Origin of the sequence: Microbacterium sp. KRD172 (assembly GCF_017168295.1) — a bacterium.
Lineage (GTDB): Bacteria > Actinomycetota > Actinomycetes > Actinomycetales > Microbacteriaceae > Microbacterium > Microbacterium profundi.
Window position 1 is genome coordinate 1073077 of the sequence record NZ_JABFAS010000002.1, and the last position, 21035, is coordinate 1094111.

Here is a 21035-nt window from a genome sequence, read left to right on the forward strand (position 1 = left end):
CGGACCGCTGTCCGACGCCATCGGCGCGGTGTGGAATCAAGGCATGACTGAACCCGTTCTCGTCGGTGCTGCGCCGCTGTCACCCGCAGACGTCGTCGCCGTCGCCCGTCACGGTGCCCCTGTCTCGCTCGATGAAGGGGCGATCGACCGGATCGCCGAGACGCGCGATGTGATCGATGCGCTCGCCGCGGATCCGCACCCTCACTACGGCGTGTCCACCGGCTTCGGCGCGCTCGCCACGACGTTCATCGCGCCCGAGCGTCGCCATCAGCTGCAGGCGAGCCTCATCCGCTCCCATGCGGCAGGGACCGGCGCCGAGGTCGAGATCGAGGTGGTGCGCGCCCTGCAGCTGCTGCGTCTGCAGACGCTCGCCTCCGGTCGCACAGGTGTCAGGCCCGTCGTGGCGGAGACGTACGCCGCGATGCTCAATGCCGGCATCACCCCCGTCGTGCGCGAGTACGGTTCCCTCGGCTGCTCAGGCGACCTCGCCCCGCTCGCACACATCGCGCTCGCCGCGATCGGTGAGGGGGCCGTGCGCATCTCAGGCCCTTCGACAGGCTCAGGCCCTTCGACAGGCTCAGGGATCGAGATGGCGGCATCCGACGCTCTCGCCGCCGCGGGCATCGAGCCGCTCGTGCTCGTCGAGAAGGAGGGACTCGCCCTCATCAACGGCACCGACGGGATGCTGGGGATGCTGCTGCTCGCCCTGCACGACCTCGAGATGCTGCTCACGACCGCTGACCTCGCGGCGGCCATGTCGATCGAGAGCCAGTTCGGCACGGACGCCGTGTTCGCCGCCGACCTCATGGCGCTGCGTCCGCAGACCGGACAGGCACGCTCCGCAGCGAACCTGCGGTCGTTCCTCGCCGGTTCGCCGATGGTCGCCAGCCACGCGGGCCCCGAGGACGGGCGCGTGCAGGACGCCTACTCGCTGCGCTGTTCGCCGCAGGTGCACGGTGCCGCCCGCGACACGATGGAGCATGCGGCAGCCATCGCCTCGCGCGAGCTCGCCAGCGTCATCGACAACCCGGTCATCACCGTCGACGGGCGGATCGAGTCGAACGGCAACTTCCATGGCGCGCCGGTCGCCGCCGTGCTCGACTTCCTCGCGATCAGCGTCGCCGATGTCGCGAGCGTCTCCGAGCGCCGCACCGACCGCGCGCTCGACCCGGCGCGCAGCCGCGGCCTCCCGCCGTTCCTCGCGCACGAGGTGGGAGTCGATTCCGGGCTCATGATCGCGCAGTACGCCGCGGCGGGGATCGTCTCCGAGCTGAAGCGCCTCGCGGTCCCGGCATCCGTCGATTCCATCCCGTCGTCAGCGATGCAGGAGGATCACGTGTCGATGGGGTGGGCGGCCGCACGCAAGCTCCGTCGCGCGATCGACGGGCTGACCCGCGTGCTCGCGATCGAAGTGCTCACCGGCGCTCGTGCTCTCGACCTGCGCGGTCCCCTGGAAGCAGGGCCGGCCACCGGGGCCGTGCGCGACCTGGTGCGCACCGTGGCCGAGGGGCCAGGTCCCGATCGCTTCCTCTCGCCCGAGATCGAAGCCGTCACCGACCTCGTCCGATCGGGCGCCGTCGCCCGGACAGCGAAGGAGAACGCACATGCCTGAGATCCACGCAGCCAGAGGCGCTGAGCGCACCGCGAAGAGCTGGGGCGCTGAGGCGGCCAAGCGGATGCTGATGAACAACCTCGACCCGGAGGTCGCCGAGCATCCGGAAGACCTCGTCGTGTACGGCGGCACCGGCAGGGCCGCGCGCTCGTGGGAGGCGTACGACGCGATCGTGCGCACGCTCGACGAGCTCGAGCCGGACGAGACGCTGCTCGTGCAGTCCGGCAAGCCGGTCGGCGTGTTCCGCACCCATGAATGGGCGCCGCGCGTGCTGATCGCCAATTCGAACCTCGTCGGCGACTGGGCGACCTGGCCCGAATTCCGCCGGCTCGAGGCGCTGGGGCTCACGATGTACGGGCAGATGACCGCCGGGTCATGGATCTACATCGGCACGCAGGGAATCCTGCAGGGCACCTACGAGACCTTCGCGGCTGTGGCGCGCTCGCTCGGGCGCGAGTCGCTCGCAGGCACCCTCACGCTGACCGCCGGCGCGGGCGGTATGGGCGGGGCGCAGCCGCTGGCCGTCACCATGAACGACGGCGTCGTGCTCATCGTCGACGTGGATCAGACGCGCCTTGCCCGCCGCGTCGAGCACGGATATCTTGACGAGTACACCGCCGATCTCGATGCTGCGGTGGCACGCGTCCTCGCCGCCAAAGATGCCGGCGAGGCGCTTTCCGTCGGAGTCGTCGGCAACGCCGCCGAGGTCTTCCCCGAATTGCTGCGCCGAGGAGTCCCGATCGACATCGTGACCGACCAGACCAGCGCGCACGACCCGCTCGCCTACCTGCCGATCGGCGTCCCGGTCGAGCAGTGGAAGGCCGAAGCGGATCGGGACCCGGAGGACTTCACCCGCCGGTCGCGCACGTCGATGACTGAGCACGTCGCGGCGATGGTCGGATTCCAGGATGCCGGCGCCGCGGTCTTCGACTACGGCAACTCCATCCGCCGCGAGGCGGAGCTCGGGGGATTCGAGCGGGCCTTCGAGTTCCCCGGCTTCGTGCCGGCGTACATCCGCCCGCAGTTCGAGGAGGGCAGAGGGCCCTTCCGCTGGGTGGCGCTGTCCGGTGACCCGGAGGACATCTACAAGACGGACCGCGCCATCGCGGAACTGTTCCCGGAGGATGCTGCATTGCACCGCTGGCTGGAACAGGCGGGCGAGAAAGTCCATTTCGAGGGTCTGCCCGCACGCATCTGCTGGCTGGGATACAAGGAACGGCATCTCGCGGGGCTGAAGTTCAACGAGATGGTGGCGTCCGGCGAACTGAAGGCACCTGTCGTGATCGGACGCGACCACCTCGACTCGGGGTCGGTCGCCTCGCCGTACCGCGAGACCGAGGCGATGAAGGACGGCTCCGATGCGATCGCCGACTGGCCGCTGCTGAACGCCCTGCTCAACACGGCATCCGGTGCGTCCTGGGTGTCGCTGCATCACGGCGGAGGCGTCGGCATCGGGCGCAGCATCCACGCCGGCCAGGTGTGCGTCGCAGACGGCACCGCGCTGGCCGCCGAGAAGCTCGAAAGAGTGCTCACGAACGACCCCGGCACGGGCGTCATGCGCCACGTCGACGCCGGGTACGAACACGCACGTGACATCGCCCGCGAGCGCGGCCTGAAGGTGCCGATGCTGTGAACACTCTCATCACGAACATCGGTGAGCTGACGACGAACACCGACGCCGGCACGCTGCACGACGCCGCGGTGCTGATCGAAGACGGCCGGGTCGCGTGGGCGGGAGCGGTCGCAGACACCGGGACGATCCCTGAGCCTGTCGAAGGGGTCGAGGTCGTCGATGCGGCCGGACGTGCCGTGATCCCCGGCTTCGTGGACAGTCACAGCCATCTCGTGTTCGCCGGAGACCGCACGTCAGAGTTCGAGGCGCGGATGGCTGGGCAGAAGTATGCCGCGGGCGGCATCCGATCCACTGTCGCAGCCACGCGCGCGGCGACGGACGACGAACTGCGCACGCGGCTGCGCGGATTCATGGACGAGATGCTCGCACAGGGCACGACGACCGTGGAGATCAAGAGCGGATACGGGCTGACAGTCGCCGACGAGGAGCGTCTCGTGCGTCTGGCCGCAGAGGTCACCGCCGAGGTCACCTTCCTCGGGGCTCACGTGGTCCCGGCGGAATACGCCGACGATCCTGACGCCTACGTCGCCCTCGTCACCGGTCCCATGCTTGAGGCCTGCGCTCCGCACGCACGATGGATCGACGTGTTCTGCGAGACGGGTGCTTTCACCGTCGAGCAGTCGCGCAGAGTGCTGGAAGCGGGGATCGCGAGCGGGCTCATCCCCCGGGTTCATGCCAGTCAGCTCGGCCCCGGGGGAGGTGTGCGGCTCGCCGTCGAGCTGGGCGCAGCATCCATAGACCACGGCACCTACCTGACCGATGACGATGTCGCGGCGCTCGCGGGATCAGACACCGTGCTCACGCTGCTGCCCGGTGTTGAGTTCTCCACGCGTCAGCCCTATCCGGATGCGCGCAGGCTGATCGATGCGGGCGTGACGGTCGCGCTCGCCTGTGACACCAATCCAGGCTCGAGCTTCACCTCGTCCATGCCGTTCTGCATCGCGATCGCCGTGCGCGACATGGGCATGACACCCGTCGAGGCCCTGTGGGCAGCGACCGCCGGGGGAGCGCGAGCCCTGCGCCGAGATGACGTCGGCCGCATCTCCCCGGGCTCCCGCGCAGATCTCGTGCTGCTCGATGCTCCGAGCCACGTGCACCTCTCGTACCGCCCTGGCGTGCCACTGGTCACTCGAGTCTGGAAGGACGGAGCATCCCATGGCTCTCACACACGATGATCTCTGGCCGCGGGCCGGTGGCTGGCCGGCGGCCACGGTGGGAGAGCGGGCCGATGCTGCGATCCTGGGTGTTCCGACATGGCGCACCTCGCTCTCGCCGACGGGTGCGCACTCGACACCCGCCGCGATCCGCGAGGCCCTGTCGCGGTACAGCGCGACCCTGATGGGACCGCCGGTCGTCGACCTCGACACCGCGCTGCGCATCGTGGATGCCGGCGACATCACCGAGCCGGACGGCGACGCCGGAATCGCGAGCACCGTCGACCGCGTGCAGGAGCTGTCGGCGACCGCAGACCTCGTCATCGCACTCGGCGGCGACAACTCCCTCACCTACCCTGTCGCGCGCGGCGCCCGGACGAACGGGCTCATCACGATCGATGCGCATCTCGACCTGCGCGACGGCATCTCGAACGGCTCGCCGGTGCGCCGCCTGGTCGAGGACGCACCGGAGAGCGAGCGCATCGACCCTGCGCGGATCGTGCAGATCGGAATCGCCGACTATGCGAACTCCCCGGCGTATGCGCGGCGTGCGGCCGACTGGGGCATCCGCGTCATCACGCTCGACGAGCTGCGCCGTCGCGGCATCGCCGACGTCGCGAGCGAAGCGCATGAGATCGCGGGGGTGGATGCTGAGGCACGCATCCATCTCGACGTCGACGTCGATGCGGCGGATCGATCGGTCGTGCCGGGGTGCCCAGCGAGTGTGCCGGGAGGTCTCGCGGCGTACGAGCTGCGAGCGCTGGTGCGCGCCCTCGCGGGCGACGCCCGCGTCGTCAGCGCCGACATCGCCGAGGTCGATGCCACGGCCGATTCGGCGGATGGCCGCACTGTGCGCCTCGCGGCACTGTGCGTGCTGGAGTTGCTGGCGGGTCTCGCCGCGCGCTGAGCCGTATCCGGCCCTCAGACTCCCGGAATCACAGCCTGCGCGATGGAGAAGATCGCAAGGCCGGCCAGCGCGCCGACCACGGTGCCGTTCAGGCGGATGTACTGCAGATCGCGCCCGACCATGAGCTCGATCTTCTCGGTCGTCTCGGCTGGATCCCAGCGTTCGACCGTCTCGGTGATGATCGACGCGATGTCGTGCCGGTAGCGGTCGACGAGGAACACGGCGGCCTCGGACACCCACGTGTCGACGCGGGTCTGCAACGCGGCATCCGTCGTCAGGCGCTCGCCGACCTCCTGCACGGCACGCGCGGCGCGCACGCGCAGCCCACTCGCGGGATCGGCCAGCGCCGTCAGCAGTCCCGCCTTGGCGGTGTTCCACGCCTCCGCGGCCAACGCGCCGACCCGGGGGCTGTCGAACAGCGACGCCTTCGCGTTCTCGAGCTTCGCGCGAGTCGCCGGATCGTTCTGGAGGTTGTCGGCCAGGCGGGCCAGATAGCCGTCGATCGCGAGCCGTGCCGGATGCTGCGGATCGTCCTGCACGGCGTGCACGAACTTGACCGCCTCGTGATAGACGGTGTCGTCGACGAACCGGTGCGCGAGACGCGGCACCCATGAGGGCAGACGACGCGAGACCAGACCCGTGAAGGATCCGGCATTCGAGTCCAGCCAGGTCGCGATGCTGTCCGCGGCGAGATCGACGGCGCCGTGGTGGGCATCTGCGTCGACGATCTTCTCCAGCCACACGCCCGCAGGAGGTCCCCATTCCGGTTGCACCAGGTGCTCGCGGGCGAGATCGGTGATGAGGTCGCGCACGTCGTCGTCGCTGAGCGCGTTCAGCACGGCGGTGGCGATCGTCGCGCCCTCGGCCGCAACGCGCTCGGCGTGCGAGGTCCCTGAGCCTGTCGAAGGGTGCTGCAGCCACTCGCCCGCGCGCCTGGCGATCGCCGTCGAGGCGAGCTTGGTGCGCACGACATCGGCGGCGAGGAAGTTCGTCTCCACGAACTCGCCGAGGGTGCGACCGATCTCGTCCTTGCGATTGGGGATGATCGCTGTGTGCGGGATGGGCAGGCCGAGCGGGCGCCGGAACAGCGCGGTGACGGCGAACCAATCGGCGAGCGCGCCGACCATGCCGCCCTCGGCGGCCGCGCGCACATAGCCGAGCCAGCCCAGTCGCTCCTGGAATGCGAACGCGAAGACGAAGACGACCGCCATGAACACGAGCGCGCCGATCGCGATCGCCTTCATGCGGCGAAGGGCCCGCAGGCGCTCCTGATCAGCGGTAGAGAGCAGGGCCATCGGAGTGCGCGGCATGTGTGCCATCCTCGCACGCGCAGCGTGCCGACCCTTCGACAGGCTCAGGGAGCGTCGACCCGGGGTACCCTCGAACCGTGATCGAAGACATCAAGAAGCGTGCGCTGCACCGCACCAGCATCCTCGAAGGTCAACTGCGCGGGGTCGCCAGGATGATCGAGAACGAGGAGTACTGCATGGACATCATCACGCAGTCCCGCGCGATCCAGAAGTCGCTGGAATCCCTCAACCGCCTGCTGCTCGAGAACCATCTGCGCACCCACGTGACGCACATGTTCGATGAGGGCGGCGAGCAGCGCGAGCAGGCCGTCGGAGAGCTGTTGAAGGCATTCGAGTTCGACCGGAAGTGACGCGCGCTCCTCGCCGCCCGTTCATCACGGCTTCGCGTCGAAGACCTCGTCCTCCATGGCCTCGTACCCCTCGACCTGCGGATCGCGGTGCTCTCCACCGGACAGCGCGTACTCCTCTTCGGGAGAGAGCACCAGTCGGTGCCGGAAGAACAGCCCGAACCCGAGCAGGATGATCACGTAGACGATCGCGATCGCGATGATCGCCGGGCCGAATGTGGGGTTCAACAGGAAGCCCACGAAGATCAGTACGGCGATCAGCAGCGCGACCGCCGCACCCGGTACGCCCCACGGACTGCGATACGGACGATCGGCGTTCGGGTACTTGCGACGCAGGATCATGAACGACACCAGCTGCAGGCCGTACGCGAGCACAGCACCCCAGACGGCGATGTTCAGCACGATCGCCCCGGCCACGGCTCCGATACCGGAGGTGCCGAGGATGTCGAGCACGACCAGCGCGACGAAACCGATACCGGCACCGACGGTGAGGGCGACCCACGGCGTCTGACGCTTGCCGGTCAGGGACAGGAAGCGCGGGTAATAGCCGGCACGGGAGAGCGAATACATGTTGCGGCCGTACGCGAACATGATGCCCTGCAACGATGCGAGCAGCCCGATCAATGCGAACAGGGCGAGCACTGCCGCCAACTGGTCGCCGACGATCGCGCGGAACCCGTCGAGCAACGGCTCTCCGGCGACGCCCGTCGCCTCGGCTCCGAGCACGCCGGTGTTGAGGAACAGCACGAGCAGACCGGTCACGATCAGGGTGCCGCGTGCCCAGAAGCCGGCCTTCGGGATGTCGCGGGTCGGGTTGTGCGATTCCTCTGCGGCGAGTGGGAGCTCCTCGATACCGAGGAAGAACCACATCGCGAAAGGCAGAGCGAACAGGATCGGCAGCACACCATGCGGCAGGAACGCCGTCTGACCGGGGTCAGGCGCGATGTTCCACAGGCTGTCCCAACTGAACGCCCCGGAGAAGGCCGCCATCAGAGAGAACACCACGATGATGGCGATCGAGATGATCGAGACGATGATCGCGAAGCGGAAGGAGATCGCGGCGCCCGCGGAATTCAACGCGATGAAGGCGACGTAGAGGATCAGATACCAGGCCCAACCCGGCAGCGTGAACCCCAGCAGCTCGGCGGTGATGCCGTTCGCATACGATGCCGAGAAGTAGACGATCACCGCCGTGGTGGCCACGTACTCGATCGTCTCGGCGGCTCCGGTGACCAGGCCACCCCACGGGCCGAGGGCGGAACGTGCGAATGAGTATGCGCCGCCGGTGTGCGGCATCGCGGCAGCCATCTCTCCGATCGAGAAGATCATGCCGTAGTACATGATCACGAGGATCGCGAAGGCGATCAGCATCCCGCCGAAGCCCGCGAAGTCGATGCCGAAGTTCCAACCCGAGAAGTCACCGGAGATGACTGCTGCCACCGCCAGTCCCCAAAGGCCCCACACGCCGGCGCTGCGCTTCAATGTCCGTTTCTTGAAGTAGTCGCTGCCGGCCGGCGTATAGGTCGCCCCAGCGACCTTGCGGGACCCACTGTGTTGCTCAGACATCCGAACTCCGTTCGCACCTGGACAGACGCGGGCTGCGCCCTGCACGAGAGTGTGGCACTCAATGGTCGGTTCCGTCTACCTTTAAATGAGAAAGTGTTCTAGGGTGCGAAGGGTTCGGTGCATGCCGGATCTCACAGGACGGGAGCGGATCAATGCCGGGAAACCTCAGCGTCGAGCAGTTGGACGAAGCGATCGCGAACGGCGAGATAGACACCGTGATCGTCGCGTTCGGCGACGCGCAGGGCCGACTCACCGGAAAGCGCATCTCCGCGCGGCTGTTCCGCGAGGAGGTCCTCGACCATGGCGCCGAATCCTGCGACTACCTGCTTTCGGTCGACGTCGATGTGAACACCATGGACGGCTACGCGATGTCGAGCTGGGACAAGGGCTACGGCGACATGGTGCTTCGTCCGGACCCGGCGACGCTCCGGCGGATCCCGTGGATCGAAGGTTCGGCGCTGGTGATGGCAGATCTGGTCTGGGGCGACGGGCGTCCGGTCGCGCCCTCGCCGCGCGCCATCCTCGACCGGCAGCGCGACCGCCTCGCCGAGCGGGGCTGGACCGCGTTCAGCGGCACCGAGCTCGAGTTCATCGTGTTCGACGACACCTATCGCGAGGCCTGGGCGCGCAAATACGAGGGGCTCACGCCCTCGACCGACTACAACGTCGACTACAACCTGCTCGCCACCACACGCCTGGAGCCGCTGCTGCGTGACATCCGCAACAGCATGGACGCTGCCGGCATGTACAACGAAGGCGTGAAGGGCGAGTGCAACCTCGGCCAGCAGGAGATCGCGTTCCGCTTCGCCGAAGTGCGCGAGACCGCCGACCAGCACACGATCTACAAGAACGGGGCGAAGGAGATCGCGGAGCAGCACGGACAGTCGCTCACCTTCATGGCGAAGTTCAACGAGCGCGAGGGCAACAGCTGCCACATCCACCTGTCGGTCCGCGATGCCGACGGCGGGGCTGTCATGGCAGGCGGCGGTGCGCACGGCTTCAGTCCGCTGATGGAGCACTGGATCGCAGGCATCCTCGCGACGATGCGCGAGTTCGCACTTCTCTACGCACCCACCATCAACTCCTACAAGCGCTTCGCCGACGGGAGCTTCGCGCCGACCGGCGTGGCCTGGGGAATCGACAATCGAACCTGTGCTCTGCGCGTGATCGGTCACGGCCCCTCGCTCCGAGTGGAGAACAGGGTCCCTGGAGGCGATGTGAATCCGTACCTCGGCATCTCAGCGATCATCGCGGGAGGTCTGCACGGGATCGAGAACGAGTTGGAGCTTCCGCCACGGCTGGAAGGGTCCGCCTATACGGCCGAGGTGGAGCATCTGCCGACGACGCTGCGTGAGGCCGCACGGCTGTTCAGCGAATCGACGGTCGCTCGCGCCGCGTTCGGCGATGACGTGGTCGAGCACTATCTGAATCAGGCGCGCATCGAGGTGGAGGCCTTCGACGCCGCCGTCACAGACTGGGAGCGCATCCGTGGTTTCGAACGGCTCTGAGGACGCGGTCCGTCCGCTGATCGGCGTCACGACCTACCTGGAACGCGCGCAGCAAGGGGTGTGGCACGTGAGGGCATCGTTCCTTCCCGCGCAGTACCTGACGAGTGTCACGTCGTCCGGCGGCATCGCGATGCTGTTGCCTCCGCAGGACGAGACCACGGCGGATGCTGCGATCGCCGGGCTGCACGGGCTCATCCTCACCGGCGGTGCCGATGTGCAGCCGGAGTTGTACGGTGACGAACGGCATCCGTCGACCGACGCGGCGCGCACTGATCGCGACGCCTGGGAGCTTGCGCTGTTCCACGCCGCTGAGCGGCGGCAGATGCCGGTGCTCGCCATCTGCCGCGGGCTGCAGCTCGTCAACGTGGCGCGGGGCGGGTCACTGCAGCAGCATCTGCCGGAATCCCTCGGCACCGATCGATACAAGCTCGGCGGGGGAGTGTTCGCCGAGAACGAGGTGACGGTGGCCACCGGCACGAGACTCGCAGGAATTCTGGGAGACGGCGGGTTGCGCGTTCACAGCTATCACCACCAGGGCGTCGATCGCCTGGGAGACGGCCTCGTCGTCTCCGCGCGCACCGACGACGGCCTGGTGCAGGCGGTCGAGGACTCCGCGAACGGCTACCTCGTCGGTGTGCAGTGGCATCCCGAGGAGAACGCGGAGAACCGACGGCTGTTCGAAGACCTCGTGGCGCAGGCGCGCGAGTTCACCCACTCGGAGAAGGAGGCGCGATGAGCGCGTTCACAGTGATCGACCCGTCCACGGGGACACCCATTCGCGACGTGCCGCGAGCCGGCGTGGAGGATGTGGATGCCGCCGTCGCACGTGCCGTCGTGGCGCAGCGCACCTGGGCGGCTCTTGCTCCGGTCGCCCGCGCCGACGCGCTGCGGTCGTTCGCAAGGCGCATCGAGACTGCGGTGGAGGAACTCGCGCAACTCGAGGTACGCAACTCCGGGCATCCGATCAGCGCCGCGCGCTGGGAAGCCGGCCACGTCGCACAGGTGCTCAACTACTACTCCGCAGATCCGGAGCGCCTCTCAGGGCGGCAGATCCCGGTGGCGGGCGGCCTCGATGTCACCTTCCACGAGGCATACGGCGTGATCGGTGTGATCGTGCCGTGGAACTTCCCGATGACGATCGCGGCCTGGGCCTTCGCGCCCGCCCTTGCAGCAGGCAATGCCGTGGTCCTCAAGCCCGCTGAACTCACACCGCTCACGGCGATCCGGTTGGGTGAGCTCGCGCGGGAGTCGGGTCTTCCCGACGGGCTCTTCCAGGTCGTCACGGGCTCCGGTTCCGTCGTCGGGCAGCGCCTCGTCGCGCATCCGGACGTTCGCAAGATCGTCTTCACCGGATCCACCGAGGTCGGAGTCGACGTCGCCGCCGGCTGCGCGCGGGCGCTCAAGCCCGTCACGCTCGAGCTCGGCGGCAAGTCGGCGAACATCGTGTTCGAAGACGCTGATCTCGAGAAGGCGGCAGCGGCCGTGCCTGGGTCGGTGTTCGACAACGCCGGACAGGACTGCTGTGCACGCAGCAGGCTGCTCGTGCAGCGCAGCGTCTACGACCGCTTCCTCGAACTGCTCGAGCCTGCCGTTCAGAAGTGGAGGGTCGGGCACCCGGGCGACGAAGCAACCGACATGGGGCCGCTCATCTCGGCGGGGCATCGCGATACTGTCGCATCCTTCCTCGACGGCGCGAACGTGGCGTTCAGGGGAAGCGCGCCGAGCGGGGACGGCTTCTGGTTCGCCCCCGCTGTGGTGATCGCCCAGCCCGGAGACAGAGTCGCCAGGGAGGAGATCTTCGGGCCGGTGGTCTCCGTGCTGCCGTTCGAAGACGAAGCCGATGGCATCCGCCTCGCCAACGACACCGTCTACGGTCTGGCAGGTTCTGTGTGGACGGAGAACCTCGGCCGAGCCGTGCGCGTCACGAGGGGAGTGGATGCCGGTGTGCTGTCGGTGAACTCGCATTCCTCCGTGCGCTACGCCACTCCGTTCGGAGGCATGAAGGCCTCCGGCCTCGGGCGAGAGCTCGGCCCGGATGCCGCGGAGCACTTCACACAGACGAAGAACGTCTTCTTCGCGACCGACTGATACCGACCCTCCACTCGCATCGAAGGAACCTGCACATGAGCATCGATCTGACTCAGCGTCTCAAGGATCGCGTCGCGATCATCACCGGGGGTGCCGGCGGCATCGGCTTCGCCACGGCACGCCGATTCGCCGCTGAAGGGGCCTTCGTCGTCATCGCCGACATGGATCCGGAAACCGGCGAGGCCGCTGCGGCCGAAGTCGGGGGTGCATTCCGCCCGGTCGACGTGGCCGATGAGGCGAAGGTGAACGCGCTGTTCGACGGCGTCGCGGCCGAGTTCGGACGCATCGACATCGCGTTCAACAACGCGGGCATCTCCCCGGCGTCCGATGATTCGATCGAGACCACCGAGTTGCCGGCCTGGAACCTCGTGCAGGACGTCAATCTGAAGAGCGTCTACCTGTGCAGTCGGGCGGCGCTGCGGCACATGGTGCCGGCAGGCAGAGGGTCGATCATCAACACGGCGTCCTTCGTCGCGCTGCTGGGATCCGCGACCTCGCAGATCAGCTACACCGCTTCGAAGGGCGGCGTACTGGCGATGTCGCGCGAACTCGGAGTGCAGTTCGCGCGACAGGGCATCCGCGTCAACGCCTTGTGCCCCGGTCCCGTGAACACCCCGCTGCTGCAGGAGCTCTTCGCCAAGGATCCCGAACGCGCCCAGCGGCGGCTCGTGCACGTGCCGATGGGCCGGTTCGCCGAGCCGGAGGAGCTGGCGGCAGCGGTCGCATTCCTCGCGTCGGACGATGCCTCGTTCATCACAGCAAGTGCGTTCGTGGTCGACGGCGGCATCAGCAACGCCTACGTCACGCCGCTGTGACCGGACGCGCTCTGAGAGACTGAGATGGTGAGTGAGAATCCTTCGGAGCGCGACCTCGTCGAGGTGCGCAAGGCCGTGTTCCGGCCGCTTCGCCGGGGCAACACGCTGGAAGACACCGTCGCACGGCTCGTGCAGACCGTGAGACTCGGTGTGGTGGCACCCGGTGCCTCGCTCCCGCCGGAGCGCGAGCTCGCGGCAGCGTACGGCGTCAGCCGCGACACGGTGCGTGAGGCGATCCGCGAACTTGCGGATGCCGGATACCTCGAACCCCGCCGCGGACGATACGGCGGCACCTTCGTAGCCGATCCGCTGCCGGTGCCGGCGGACGCGGGGCATGTGGATCCCGCCGATCTTGACGATGTGCTGGGGCTGAGATCGGTGCTGGAGAGCGGCTCGGCGCGAGCCGCGGCCGGCCGCGCACTGGACGCGGAGGTGAGATCGCGACTGTGGGCACGGCACGAAGCCGCCCTGCCCGCCGGGCCGGAGGAGTATCGCCGACTGGACACCCTCGTGCACCTCGAGATCGCCGAAGCCGCCGGCATCTCGTCGCTCGTCGCACTCGTGGCGGAGAATCGTGCGCGCATCAACGCCTGGCTGGACACGTTTCCCCTGCTCCCGCGCAACATCGAGCATTCCGGTATGCAGCACGAACAGATCATCACTGCGATCCTGATGGGCCAGCCGGATGCCGCGGAGGATGCGATGCGCGATCACCTCGCCGGCTCCGAGGCACTGCTGCGCGGCTTTCTCGCTTAGTTCTCCAGCGGGCCGAGCAGTGCGCTCGCCGCGGTCGAGTGCGCCGACTCCGGGTCAGAGGGGTGGAACATGCCCGCGAGCACGTCGCGGTACAGCCGCGAGAGCTCGTTGGAGGAGAAGTACGAGCCGCCACCGGCGGTGAGGATCGCCTCGTCGACGACGTGCTTCGCCATCACGACCGCTCGGTGCTTGGTGCCGGACAGCAGCGTGAACCAGCGCGCGCCGTTGTCGGCCTGCTCGTCGACGTCGCGCGCGAGCGCCGCGATCTGCGGGGGAAGAGCGTCGTACGCCAGGCTCATGTCGGCGATGCGCCAGCGGATGTCGGGATCCTGGCTGTACGTCAGTCCGGTCTTCTTCGAGGTCCGCTTCTGCACGGTCTCCACCGCGAGATCCAGCGCGCGACGGGCGATGCCCGTGTAGACCGAGGCGAGCAGCAGCTCGAAGACGCTGAAGATGCCGAAGATGATCGGGTCGGGGCTCGGACCAGGATCGATGCGACGCACCACGTGCTCTGGCGCGGCGACCGCGCCGTCCAGCCGGGTGGTGCGGCTCTGCGTCGCGCGCATGCCGAGGGTGTCCCAGTCATCGCTCGTGGTGACGGCATCCGTGCGATCGATGAACGCGAACACGAGCTTGGGTGCATCGGGGCTCGTGGTGTCGAGGCCGTGCAGACCGAGCCTGGTCCACACCGGGGCGAGCGAGGTGAAGATCTTCGTGCCCGTGAACGCATAACCGCCGCCGCCCTGCGGTACGGCAGTGGTGTCGCTGCCGAACAGTACGAGGTCGTTGCCGCCCTCGCTGATCCCGAACGCGAAGACCTCGCCGCGGGCGGCGCCGTCCTGCACGAACTCCATGCCGGGCACGCCGCGGTCGCTGAACACCTTCGCGACGCCGGTCCACACCAGGTGCATGTTGATCGCGAGGGCAGTGGCGGGTGCCGCGGTCGCAAGACGCTGCTGCAGCACAGCGGCCTGCTCGAGCCCGAGACCCGCGCCGCCGCGCTCGGCCGGGACGAGGATCCTCAGGTATCCGGCATCCCGAAGCTCCTCCAGATCCCGCTCCGGGAAGGTGTTCTCCCGGTCATGGATGGGCGCGCGTTCCCGGATGCGGTCGAGCAGGTCGTCGGGCAGATAAGCCTTCGGGTCGAAAGTCACTTCGACTCCTTCCGGTCGCTCAGTACATCGCATGACAGTGCCTCCAGCAGTTGGCGGATGGTCTCGTCGGGCTCGTCGCGGTGCGGCGAGTGACCTGCTCCGGCGACGATCGACATCGAGATGTTCTCGTTCGTCGAGAGGACCCCGTCGGCCACCTGCCCCGTGAACAGGCTGTACACCTCGGGGTCGGCGCCGATGATGTGCGTCGGGACGGTGAGCATCGCGGCATCCGCTCGCACATCCCACGGCTGGTTCTGCGCGCTCGTCTGCTCGACCGCCCACCTGCTCGCCCGCACCACGGCGTCGACCTTGAGCTCCAACTCCTGCGGATGCCAGTGCGGATGCTCCTCCCGCACGACCTCGATCCGGTTGTCGGCGAATGCGCGTTCCTGGCTGCGACGCACGATCGACGCGTTCTTCCCGTCGACGAGGATGGCGGGGTCGATCAGGACGAGCCTGCTCGTCCAGTGGGGATCGGATGCCGCGGCCACGGTGCTCGCGGCACCGCCGAGCGAGTGACCGATGACGGCATCCCACGCACCTCCCCGCGCGGGGGAGAGGGCGGCGAGGTCGGCGGCATAGGCGCCCACGGTGTAGTCCAGGGCGCGGGGCGCGTCGCCGTGGCCGCGGAGGTCTGCGGCGACGGCGTGCCATCCGGCGTTCGCGAGCGCATCGCCCAGGCGCCACATGAGTGCGGCGGAGGAGCCGAGACCGTGCACGAGCAGGGCGGTGCTGTTGGCGTCGGGATTCCCCCAGGAGATTCGGGGGAGCTGGACGGGAGCAGGCATGTCTTCAGCCTACGAGTGATCAGCCGATGGGCGGCATGTCCGCGGCGATCGTGAGTACGCGCTCGGCCGCGATGTGCCCTGCGGACAGACGCTCGGCGAGCGGCTTGCCCTCGAGCGTCGCCGCGAGGAATCCGCTCGCGAACGCGTCACCCGCGCCGACCGGTTCGACGACGTCGACAACCGGGGCAGGCACGAACACCGGGTGAGCATCGCCGTGGAAGGCCGTGGCGCCCACGTCGCCGTCCTTCACGACGAGCAGGTCGCAGTCGGGCAGGAAGGCACGGATCTCCTCCGCCGTCGACGTGCCCCAGATCCTTTCGGCCTCGTCGCGGCCGACCAGTGTGATGTCGGCGGCGTTCGCCAGCCGTGCCAGCGTGGCCGCGGCATCCTCCATCGACCACAGCGCGCGGCGGTCGTTCACGTCGAACGAGACCAGCGCACCGGCGATGTGCGCGTCTTCGAACAGCCGATCGACCATGTCGCGGGCGGACGGCGAGAGTGCGGGGGTGATGCCGGTGGTGTGCACGATCTTCACACCGGCGAGTCGCTCTGCGGACAGCATCCCCGGCGCCATGCGCGAGGCAGCCGACCCCCGGCGGTAGTAGTAGACGGACGAGCCCTCAGCGGCCGGATCCTTGAACATCACGCCGGTGGGGGCATCCTGGTCGAGTTCGACCCACAGTTCGATACCGCGTCGGGTCAGCTCCGACGAGATGCGAACGCCGAGCGGATCGTCGCCGAGGCGGGACGCCCAGACGGCGTGGTGACCGGCGGCGGCGAGCCCCGCGGTCACGTTCGACTCGGCGCCGGCGAGACCGAGGGAGGCTTCGTGCGCGTCGGAGAGCGCAGCATCCGTCGGGGTGATCAGCGCCATCGTCTCGCCGATGCACACGACCTCTGGAGCCTGGTCTGGCGTGTGTGCGCCGGGAAGGGAGGGGATGCTCATGAAGGGGTGACCGCCACTGGTTCGGTGTCAGGGAAAGGACTGGGATCGCGATCGCGCAGATCGGGCAGAGCCCGCACGAAGATCACGGAGACCATCACACCGACGATAGCGAACAGGACGGCGGCCAGGTACGCGCCCTGCGGCCCGCCCGTGCCGTCGACGAGGAACCCGGCGATGGCGGAGCCGGCAGCGGCGCCGATCAGCTGACCGGTGCCGGCCCACCCGAATGCTTCGGCCGTCTCGCTGAACTTCACACTCGCGGTGGTGATGGCGAAGAGCACGGCGAGAGCAGGGGCGATGCCGAGGCCGGCGAGGAACAGTGCGCCGCCCAGCCAGTACGCGTTGAGCATGACCATGGTGAGTGCGAGGCCCACGGTGACGATGATGAGGCGTCGCGCCATCGCCCAGGGGCCGATCGGTATGTGGCCGAAGGAGAGTCCTCCGACCAGGCTGCCGCAGGCGAAGATACCGAGCACGACTCCGGCCTGAAGGCTGCCGTGCTCGAAAGTGGCGACGACGCCGACCTCCACGGCCGAACACGCACCGATCACGAGGAACCCGATCGCGGTGGCGAGCGCCACCGGTGGCTTGAGAAGCACGCGGCCCAGGGCCCGGCGGCTGCGGGGGATGCGCACGCGACCCACCTCAGGGCTGAGGATGAACCACCCGCATCCGAGCACCAGGACGATCGCCACGAGGATGAGGCCCTCTGTCGTGCCGATCTGCGTCGACACCAGGGTGATGGCCACGGGCGCGAGGATCCAGATGATCTCCTGCAGCGAGGCGTCGAGCGAGAACAGCGGAGTCAGCTGAGAGGAGTTGACGAGCTTCGGATAGATGGTGCGCACGGCCGATTGGATCGGCGGAGTCGACAGGCCGGCTACGAGTCCGAACGCCATGTAGCCGGCGACGTTCAGCGGCAGCAGGCCGAGCGCGAGCACGGCGAGAGTGCAGACCGCAGCGGTCAGAGTGAGCACTCTGCGCATGCCCCACACGCCCATCCAACGGCTCGTGACAGGGCCGGAGACGGCTTGGCCGACGGACGTCGCGGCGAGGACGAGCCCGGCGGAGCCGTATGACCCGGTCTGCTGTTCGACATGCAGGAGGATGGCCAACGATGCCATGCCGCTGGGGAAGCGCGCCGTCAGTTGAGCGGCGATCATGCGCCCCACTCCAGGGGTGCGAAGAAGGTCCCGATATCCCGCCACGGCACAACGCTACTCGGGTCGCGGGAGGTGCTGTGCAGGGGCGTGCTCACGACACGCCGCGACACGCCGAAGAGTGTTCTCCACAGGAAATCGGATGTCCGAACCCCCGCGTAGCGTGCGGCCTGTGGATGGATCTCCGAAGACGACCTGAGAACCGCGAGATCATGCGCTTCGCGACCTCCGAAACGAGTTCGCGATCTGTGGATGAAACGGTGGACAACCTGTGTTGTATCAGTGGAGAGCGGTGGAAAACTACACGGATGTAACTACTAGCCCTTGTGGTCACCCGCAATGTCCGTACCCATATGTAGTATTGAACTCCCGGCGGGGGGTCTGCCGGAAAATTCTGATCTGAGGGGAAAAAATGTCGATCACGGTCTACACCAAGCCTTCGTGCGTGCAGTGCAACGCGACGTATCGCGCTCTGGATGCCAAGGGCATCGAATACGAGATCCACGACCTCTCCGAAGACGCTTCGGCGCTCGAGCAGGTCAAGGCGCTCGGCTACATGCAGGCGCCCGTCGTCGTCACCGACGAGGACCACTGGTCGGGCTTCCGTCCCGACAAGATCGACGCCCTCGCCTCTCGTCTGGCGTAGGGCCTTCGATCGCTGAGCCTGTCGAAGCGTCCGGAGCGAAAGGGGTGAGTCATGACAGCAGTCGCGACGACCGCGCCGCTCCTGGTCTATTTCTCCAGCACCTCGGGCAACACGGCCAGATTCATCGAGAAGCTCGGCCTGCCGGCACAGCGCATCCCGCTGCACCGCGGTGACGGCGACCTCGCGGTCGATGAGCCTTTCGTCCTCGTCACTCCGACCTATGGCGGAGGACAGGGGCGGGGCGAGGAGAAGGGCGCTGTACCCAAGCAGGTCATCCGGTTCCTCAACGACGAGCGAAACCGGCAGAACATCCGCGGAGTGATATCCGCAGGCAACACCAACTTCGGCGACTCCTTCGCGGCCGCCGGCGACATCATCAGCCGCAAGTGTCATGTGCCGCACTTGTACCGCTTCGAAGTATTCGGCACGCAGGACGACGTTGATCGCGTGAGCGACGGATTGGAACGATGGTGGGTATCGCAGTCGAAGAGCACGACTCAGTGACAGAGCAGGCCGCTTTCAAGGCGAACGCTGCGTACGAGGGCCTCGATTATCACGCCCTCAACGCGATGTTGAACCTCTACGACGCGGACGGCAAGATTCAGTTCGACGCCGACAAGCGTGCCGCACGGGAGTACTTCCTGCAGCACGTGAACCAGAACACGGTGTTCTTCCACTCCCTCAAGGAGCGTCTCGACTACCTCGTCGAGAAGGAGTACTACGACGGCGCCCTGCTGGAGAAGTACTCGCACGAGTTCGTCCAGAAGCTCAACGACCTCGCCTACGACAAGAAGTTCCGCTTCGAGACGTTCCTCGGCGCGTTCAAGTACTACACCAGCTACACGCTGAAGACCTTCGACGGCAAGCGCTACCTCGAGCGCTTCGAGGACCGCGTCGTGATGACCGCTCTCGGACTCGCCGACGGCGACGAGCAGCTGGCCGTCAAGCTCGTCGAGGAGATCATCTCCGGTCGTTTCCAGCCGGCGACTCCGACCTTCCTCAACGCGGGCAAGGCGCAGCGCGGCGAACTCGTCAGCTGCTTCCTGCTGCGCATCGAAGACAACATGGAGTCGATTTCGCGCGGCATCAACTCGTCGCTGCAGCTGAGCAAGCGCGGCGGCGGTGTCGCCCTGCTGCTGTCGAACATCCGTGAGGCGGGTGCACCGATCAAGCAGATCGAGAACCAGTCCAGCGGCATCATCCCCGTTATGAAGCTCCTCGAAGACAGCTTCAGCTACGCGAACCAGCTCGGTGCACGTCAGGGTGCGGGCGCGGTCTACCTCAACGCACACCACCCCGACATCATGCGCTTCCTCGACACGAAGCGTGAGAACGCCGACGAGAAGATCCGCATCAAGACCCTGTCGCTGGGTGTCGTCGTGCCCGACATCACGTTCGAGCTCGCCAAGAACGGCGAGGACATGTACCTGTTCTCGCCGTACGACGTCGAGAAGGTCTACGGAGTGCCGTTCGGCGACATCTCGGTCACCGAGAAGTACCGCGAGATGGTCGACAACCCGCGCATCAAGAAGACCAAGATCAACGCGCGCGAGTTCTTCCAGACCATCGCCGAGATCCAGTTCGAGTCGGGCTACCCGTACATCATGTTCGAGGACACGGTGAACAAGGCGAACCCGATCAAGGGCCGCATCAACATGTCGAACCTCTGCAGCGAGATCCTGCAGGTGAACACGCCGACCACGTACAACGACGACCTGTCGTACGACCAGATCGGCAAGGACATCTCGTGCAACCTCGGCTCGATGAACATCGCACTGGCGATGGATGCCGATGATCTGGGCATCACGGTCGAGACGGCGATCCGCGGACTGACCGCCGTCAGCAACCAGAGCCACATCGCCTCGGTGCGCTCGATCGAAGACGGCAACGACCGCTCGCACGCCATCGGCCTCGGCCAGATGAACCTGCACGGCTATCTCGCTCGCGAGCACGTGCACTACGGCTCGGAAGAGGGCATCGACTTCACGAACATCTACTTCTATACGGTGCTGTTCCACGCGCTGCGCGCCTCGAACGCGCTGTCGATCGAGCGTGGCGTCGCCTTCGACGGCTTCGAGGACTCGACGTACGCGTCGGGGGAGTTCTTCGACAAGTACATCGACCGCGCGTGGCTGCCCGAGACCGAGAAGGTCAAGGAGCTCTTCGCGGGCAAGCACATCCCCACGCAGGACGACTGGGCTGAGCTGAAGGCTTCCATCCAGAAGCACGGCATCTACAACCAGAACCTGCAGGCGGTGCCGCCGACCGGCTCGATCTCGTACATCAACAACTCGACGAGCTCGATCCACCCGATCGCGTCGAAGATCGAGATCCGCAAGGAAGGCAAGCTCGGTCGCGTCTACTACCCGGCGCCGTTCATGACGAACGACAACCTCGAGTACTACCAGGACGCATACGAGATCGGCTATGAGAAGGTCATCGACACGTACGCCGCGGCAACGCAGCACGTCGATCAGGGTCTTTCGTTGACGCTGTTCTTCAAGGACACCGCTTCCACGCGCGACATCAACAAGGCGCAGATCTACGCATGGCGCAAGGGCATCAAGACGATCTACTACATCCGCCTCCGCCAGATGGCGCTCGAGGGCACGTCCATGGATGAGTGCGTTTCTTGCATGCTTTGA

General features: G+C 67.2%; 19 protein-coding genes. 13 read left to right on the forward strand and 6 right to left on the reverse strand.

What is annotated here, in order from left to right; genetic code table 11:
* Positions 1-43: 43 nt before the first annotated feature.
* Genes hutH through J1M43_RS05515 form a run of 4 tightly spaced genes read left to right on the forward strand, consistent with a single transcriptional unit; the run spans position 44 to position 5306 of the window.
* Positions 44-1612 (forward strand): histidine ammonia-lyase, encoded by a 1569-nt coding sequence (gene hutH, locus J1M43_RS05500; protein WP_206476171.1) that lies wholly within the window; start codon positions 44-46, stop codon positions 1610-1612.
* On the forward strand, positions 1605-3245 hold the full coding sequence (gene hutU, locus J1M43_RS05505; RefSeq protein WP_033106708.1) for a urocanate hydratase: 1641 nt from the start codon (positions 1605-1607) through the stop codon (positions 3243-3245). The genes hutH and hutU overlap by 8 nt, the downstream gene beginning before the upstream one ends.
* A complete protein-coding gene (hutI, locus tag J1M43_RS05510) occupies positions 3242-4420 on the forward strand; it encodes an imidazolonepropionase (protein WP_206476173.1) in 1179 nt (392 codons plus the stop codon). Before hutU ends, hutI begins: the two co-directional genes overlap by 4 nt.
* Positions 4401-5306: an arginase family protein gene (locus J1M43_RS05515; protein WP_033106710.1), complete on the forward strand. Its 906-nt coding sequence runs from the start codon at positions 4401-4403 to the stop codon at positions 5304-5306. Before hutI ends, J1M43_RS05515 begins: the two co-directional genes overlap by 20 nt.
* 14 nt (positions 5307-5320) lie before the next feature.
* Here J1M43_RS05515 and J1M43_RS05520 read toward each other — a convergent pair whose 3' ends face one another.
* A complete protein-coding gene (locus J1M43_RS05520; protein ID WP_206476175.1) occupies positions 5321-6616 on the reverse strand; it encodes a DUF445 domain-containing protein in 1296 nt (431 codons plus the stop codon).
* A 77-nt stretch (positions 6617-6693) separates the two neighbouring features.
* Here J1M43_RS05520 and J1M43_RS05525 point away from each other — a divergent pair, with 77 nt between their 5' ends.
* Complete coding sequence (locus tag J1M43_RS05525) at positions 6694-6966, forward strand: metal-sensitive transcriptional regulator (protein ID WP_206476177.1); 273 nt, start codon at positions 6694-6696, stop codon at positions 6964-6966.
* A 24-nt stretch (positions 6967-6990) separates the two neighbouring features.
* Here the strand turns inward: J1M43_RS05525 and J1M43_RS05530 are convergent, their stop codons facing one another.
* On the reverse strand, positions 6991-8529 hold the full coding sequence (locus tag J1M43_RS05530; RefSeq protein ID WP_206476179.1) for an amino acid permease: 1539 nt from the start codon (positions 8527-8529) through the stop codon (positions 6991-6993).
* 152 nt (positions 8530-8681) lie between these two features.
* Here J1M43_RS05530 and J1M43_RS05535 point away from each other — a divergent pair, with 152 nt between their 5' ends.
* The 5 genes from J1M43_RS05535 to J1M43_RS05555 are packed head-to-tail and all read left to right on the forward strand — an operon-like array spanning position 8682 to position 13696.
* Positions 8682-10037, forward strand: a complete 1356-nt coding sequence (locus tag J1M43_RS05535; RefSeq protein WP_206476181.1) for a glutamine synthetase family protein — start codon at positions 8682-8684, stop codon at positions 10035-10037.
* On the forward strand, positions 10018-10773 hold the full coding sequence (locus J1M43_RS05540; RefSeq protein ID WP_206476183.1) for a gamma-glutamyl-gamma-aminobutyrate hydrolase family protein: 756 nt from the start codon (positions 10018-10020) through the stop codon (positions 10771-10773). The genes J1M43_RS05535 and J1M43_RS05540 overlap by 20 nt, the downstream gene beginning before the upstream one ends.
* Entirely contained in the window at positions 10770-12125 is a 1356-nt protein-coding gene (locus tag J1M43_RS05545) for an aldehyde dehydrogenase (protein WP_033106716.1), read from the forward strand. The genes J1M43_RS05540 and J1M43_RS05545 overlap by 4 nt, the downstream gene beginning before the upstream one ends.
* 35 nt (positions 12126-12160) lie before the next feature.
* Positions 12161-12940: a 3-oxoacyl-ACP reductase gene (locus J1M43_RS05550; protein WP_206476185.1), complete on the forward strand. Its 780-nt coding sequence runs from the start codon at positions 12161-12163 to the stop codon at positions 12938-12940.
* 27 nt (positions 12941-12967) lie between these two features.
* Positions 12968-13696: a GntR family transcriptional regulator gene (locus tag J1M43_RS05555; protein ID WP_307823272.1), complete on the forward strand. Its 729-nt coding sequence runs from the start codon at positions 12968-12970 to the stop codon at positions 13694-13696.
* Here J1M43_RS05555 and J1M43_RS05560 read toward each other — a convergent pair.
* Genes J1M43_RS05560 through J1M43_RS05575 form a run of 4 tightly spaced genes read right to left on the reverse strand, consistent with a single transcriptional unit; the run spans position 13693 to position 17792 of the window.
* Entirely contained in the window at positions 13693-14850 is a 1158-nt protein-coding gene (locus tag J1M43_RS05560; RefSeq protein WP_374058513.1) for an acyl-CoA dehydrogenase family protein, read from the reverse strand. The genes J1M43_RS05555 and J1M43_RS05560 overlap by 4 nt on opposite strands.
* A complete protein-coding gene (locus J1M43_RS05565) occupies positions 14847-15638 on the reverse strand; it encodes an alpha/beta fold hydrolase (RefSeq protein ID WP_206476191.1) in 792 nt (263 codons plus the stop codon). Before J1M43_RS05565 ends, J1M43_RS05560 begins: the two co-directional genes overlap by 4 nt.
* Before the next feature lie 19 nt (positions 15639-15657).
* Positions 15658-16584 carry a sugar kinase gene (locus tag J1M43_RS05570; RefSeq protein ID WP_206476193.1) on the reverse strand — a complete coding sequence of 309 codons (927 nt, stop codon included), beginning with the start codon at positions 16582-16584 and terminating at the stop codon, positions 15658-15660.
* Positions 16581-17792 (reverse strand): MFS transporter, encoded by a 1212-nt coding sequence (locus J1M43_RS05575; protein WP_206476195.1) that lies wholly within the window; start codon positions 17790-17792, stop codon positions 16581-16583. Before J1M43_RS05575 ends, J1M43_RS05570 begins: the two co-directional genes overlap by 4 nt.
* A gap of 364 nt (positions 17793-18156) precedes the next feature.
* On the opposite strand from J1M43_RS05575, the gene nrdH reads away from it, so the two are divergent.
* From nrdH to nrdE, 3 genes are read left to right on the forward strand one after another with little or no spacing between them, the layout of a single operon-like run.
* Positions 18157-18390 carry a glutaredoxin-like protein NrdH gene (gene nrdH, locus J1M43_RS05580; protein WP_033106720.1) on the forward strand — a complete coding sequence of 78 codons (234 nt, stop codon included), beginning with the start codon at positions 18157-18159 and terminating at the stop codon, positions 18388-18390.
* A 51-nt stretch (positions 18391-18441) separates the two neighbouring features.
* Entirely contained in the window at positions 18442-18894 is a 453-nt protein-coding gene (nrdI, locus tag J1M43_RS05585) for a class Ib ribonucleoside-diphosphate reductase assembly flavoprotein NrdI (RefSeq protein ID WP_206476197.1), read from the forward strand.
* Complete coding sequence (gene nrdE / locus J1M43_RS05590) at positions 18858-21035, forward strand: class 1b ribonucleoside-diphosphate reductase subunit alpha (protein WP_052166992.1); 2178 nt, start codon at positions 18858-18860, stop codon at positions 21033-21035. Before nrdI ends, nrdE begins: the two co-directional genes overlap by 37 nt.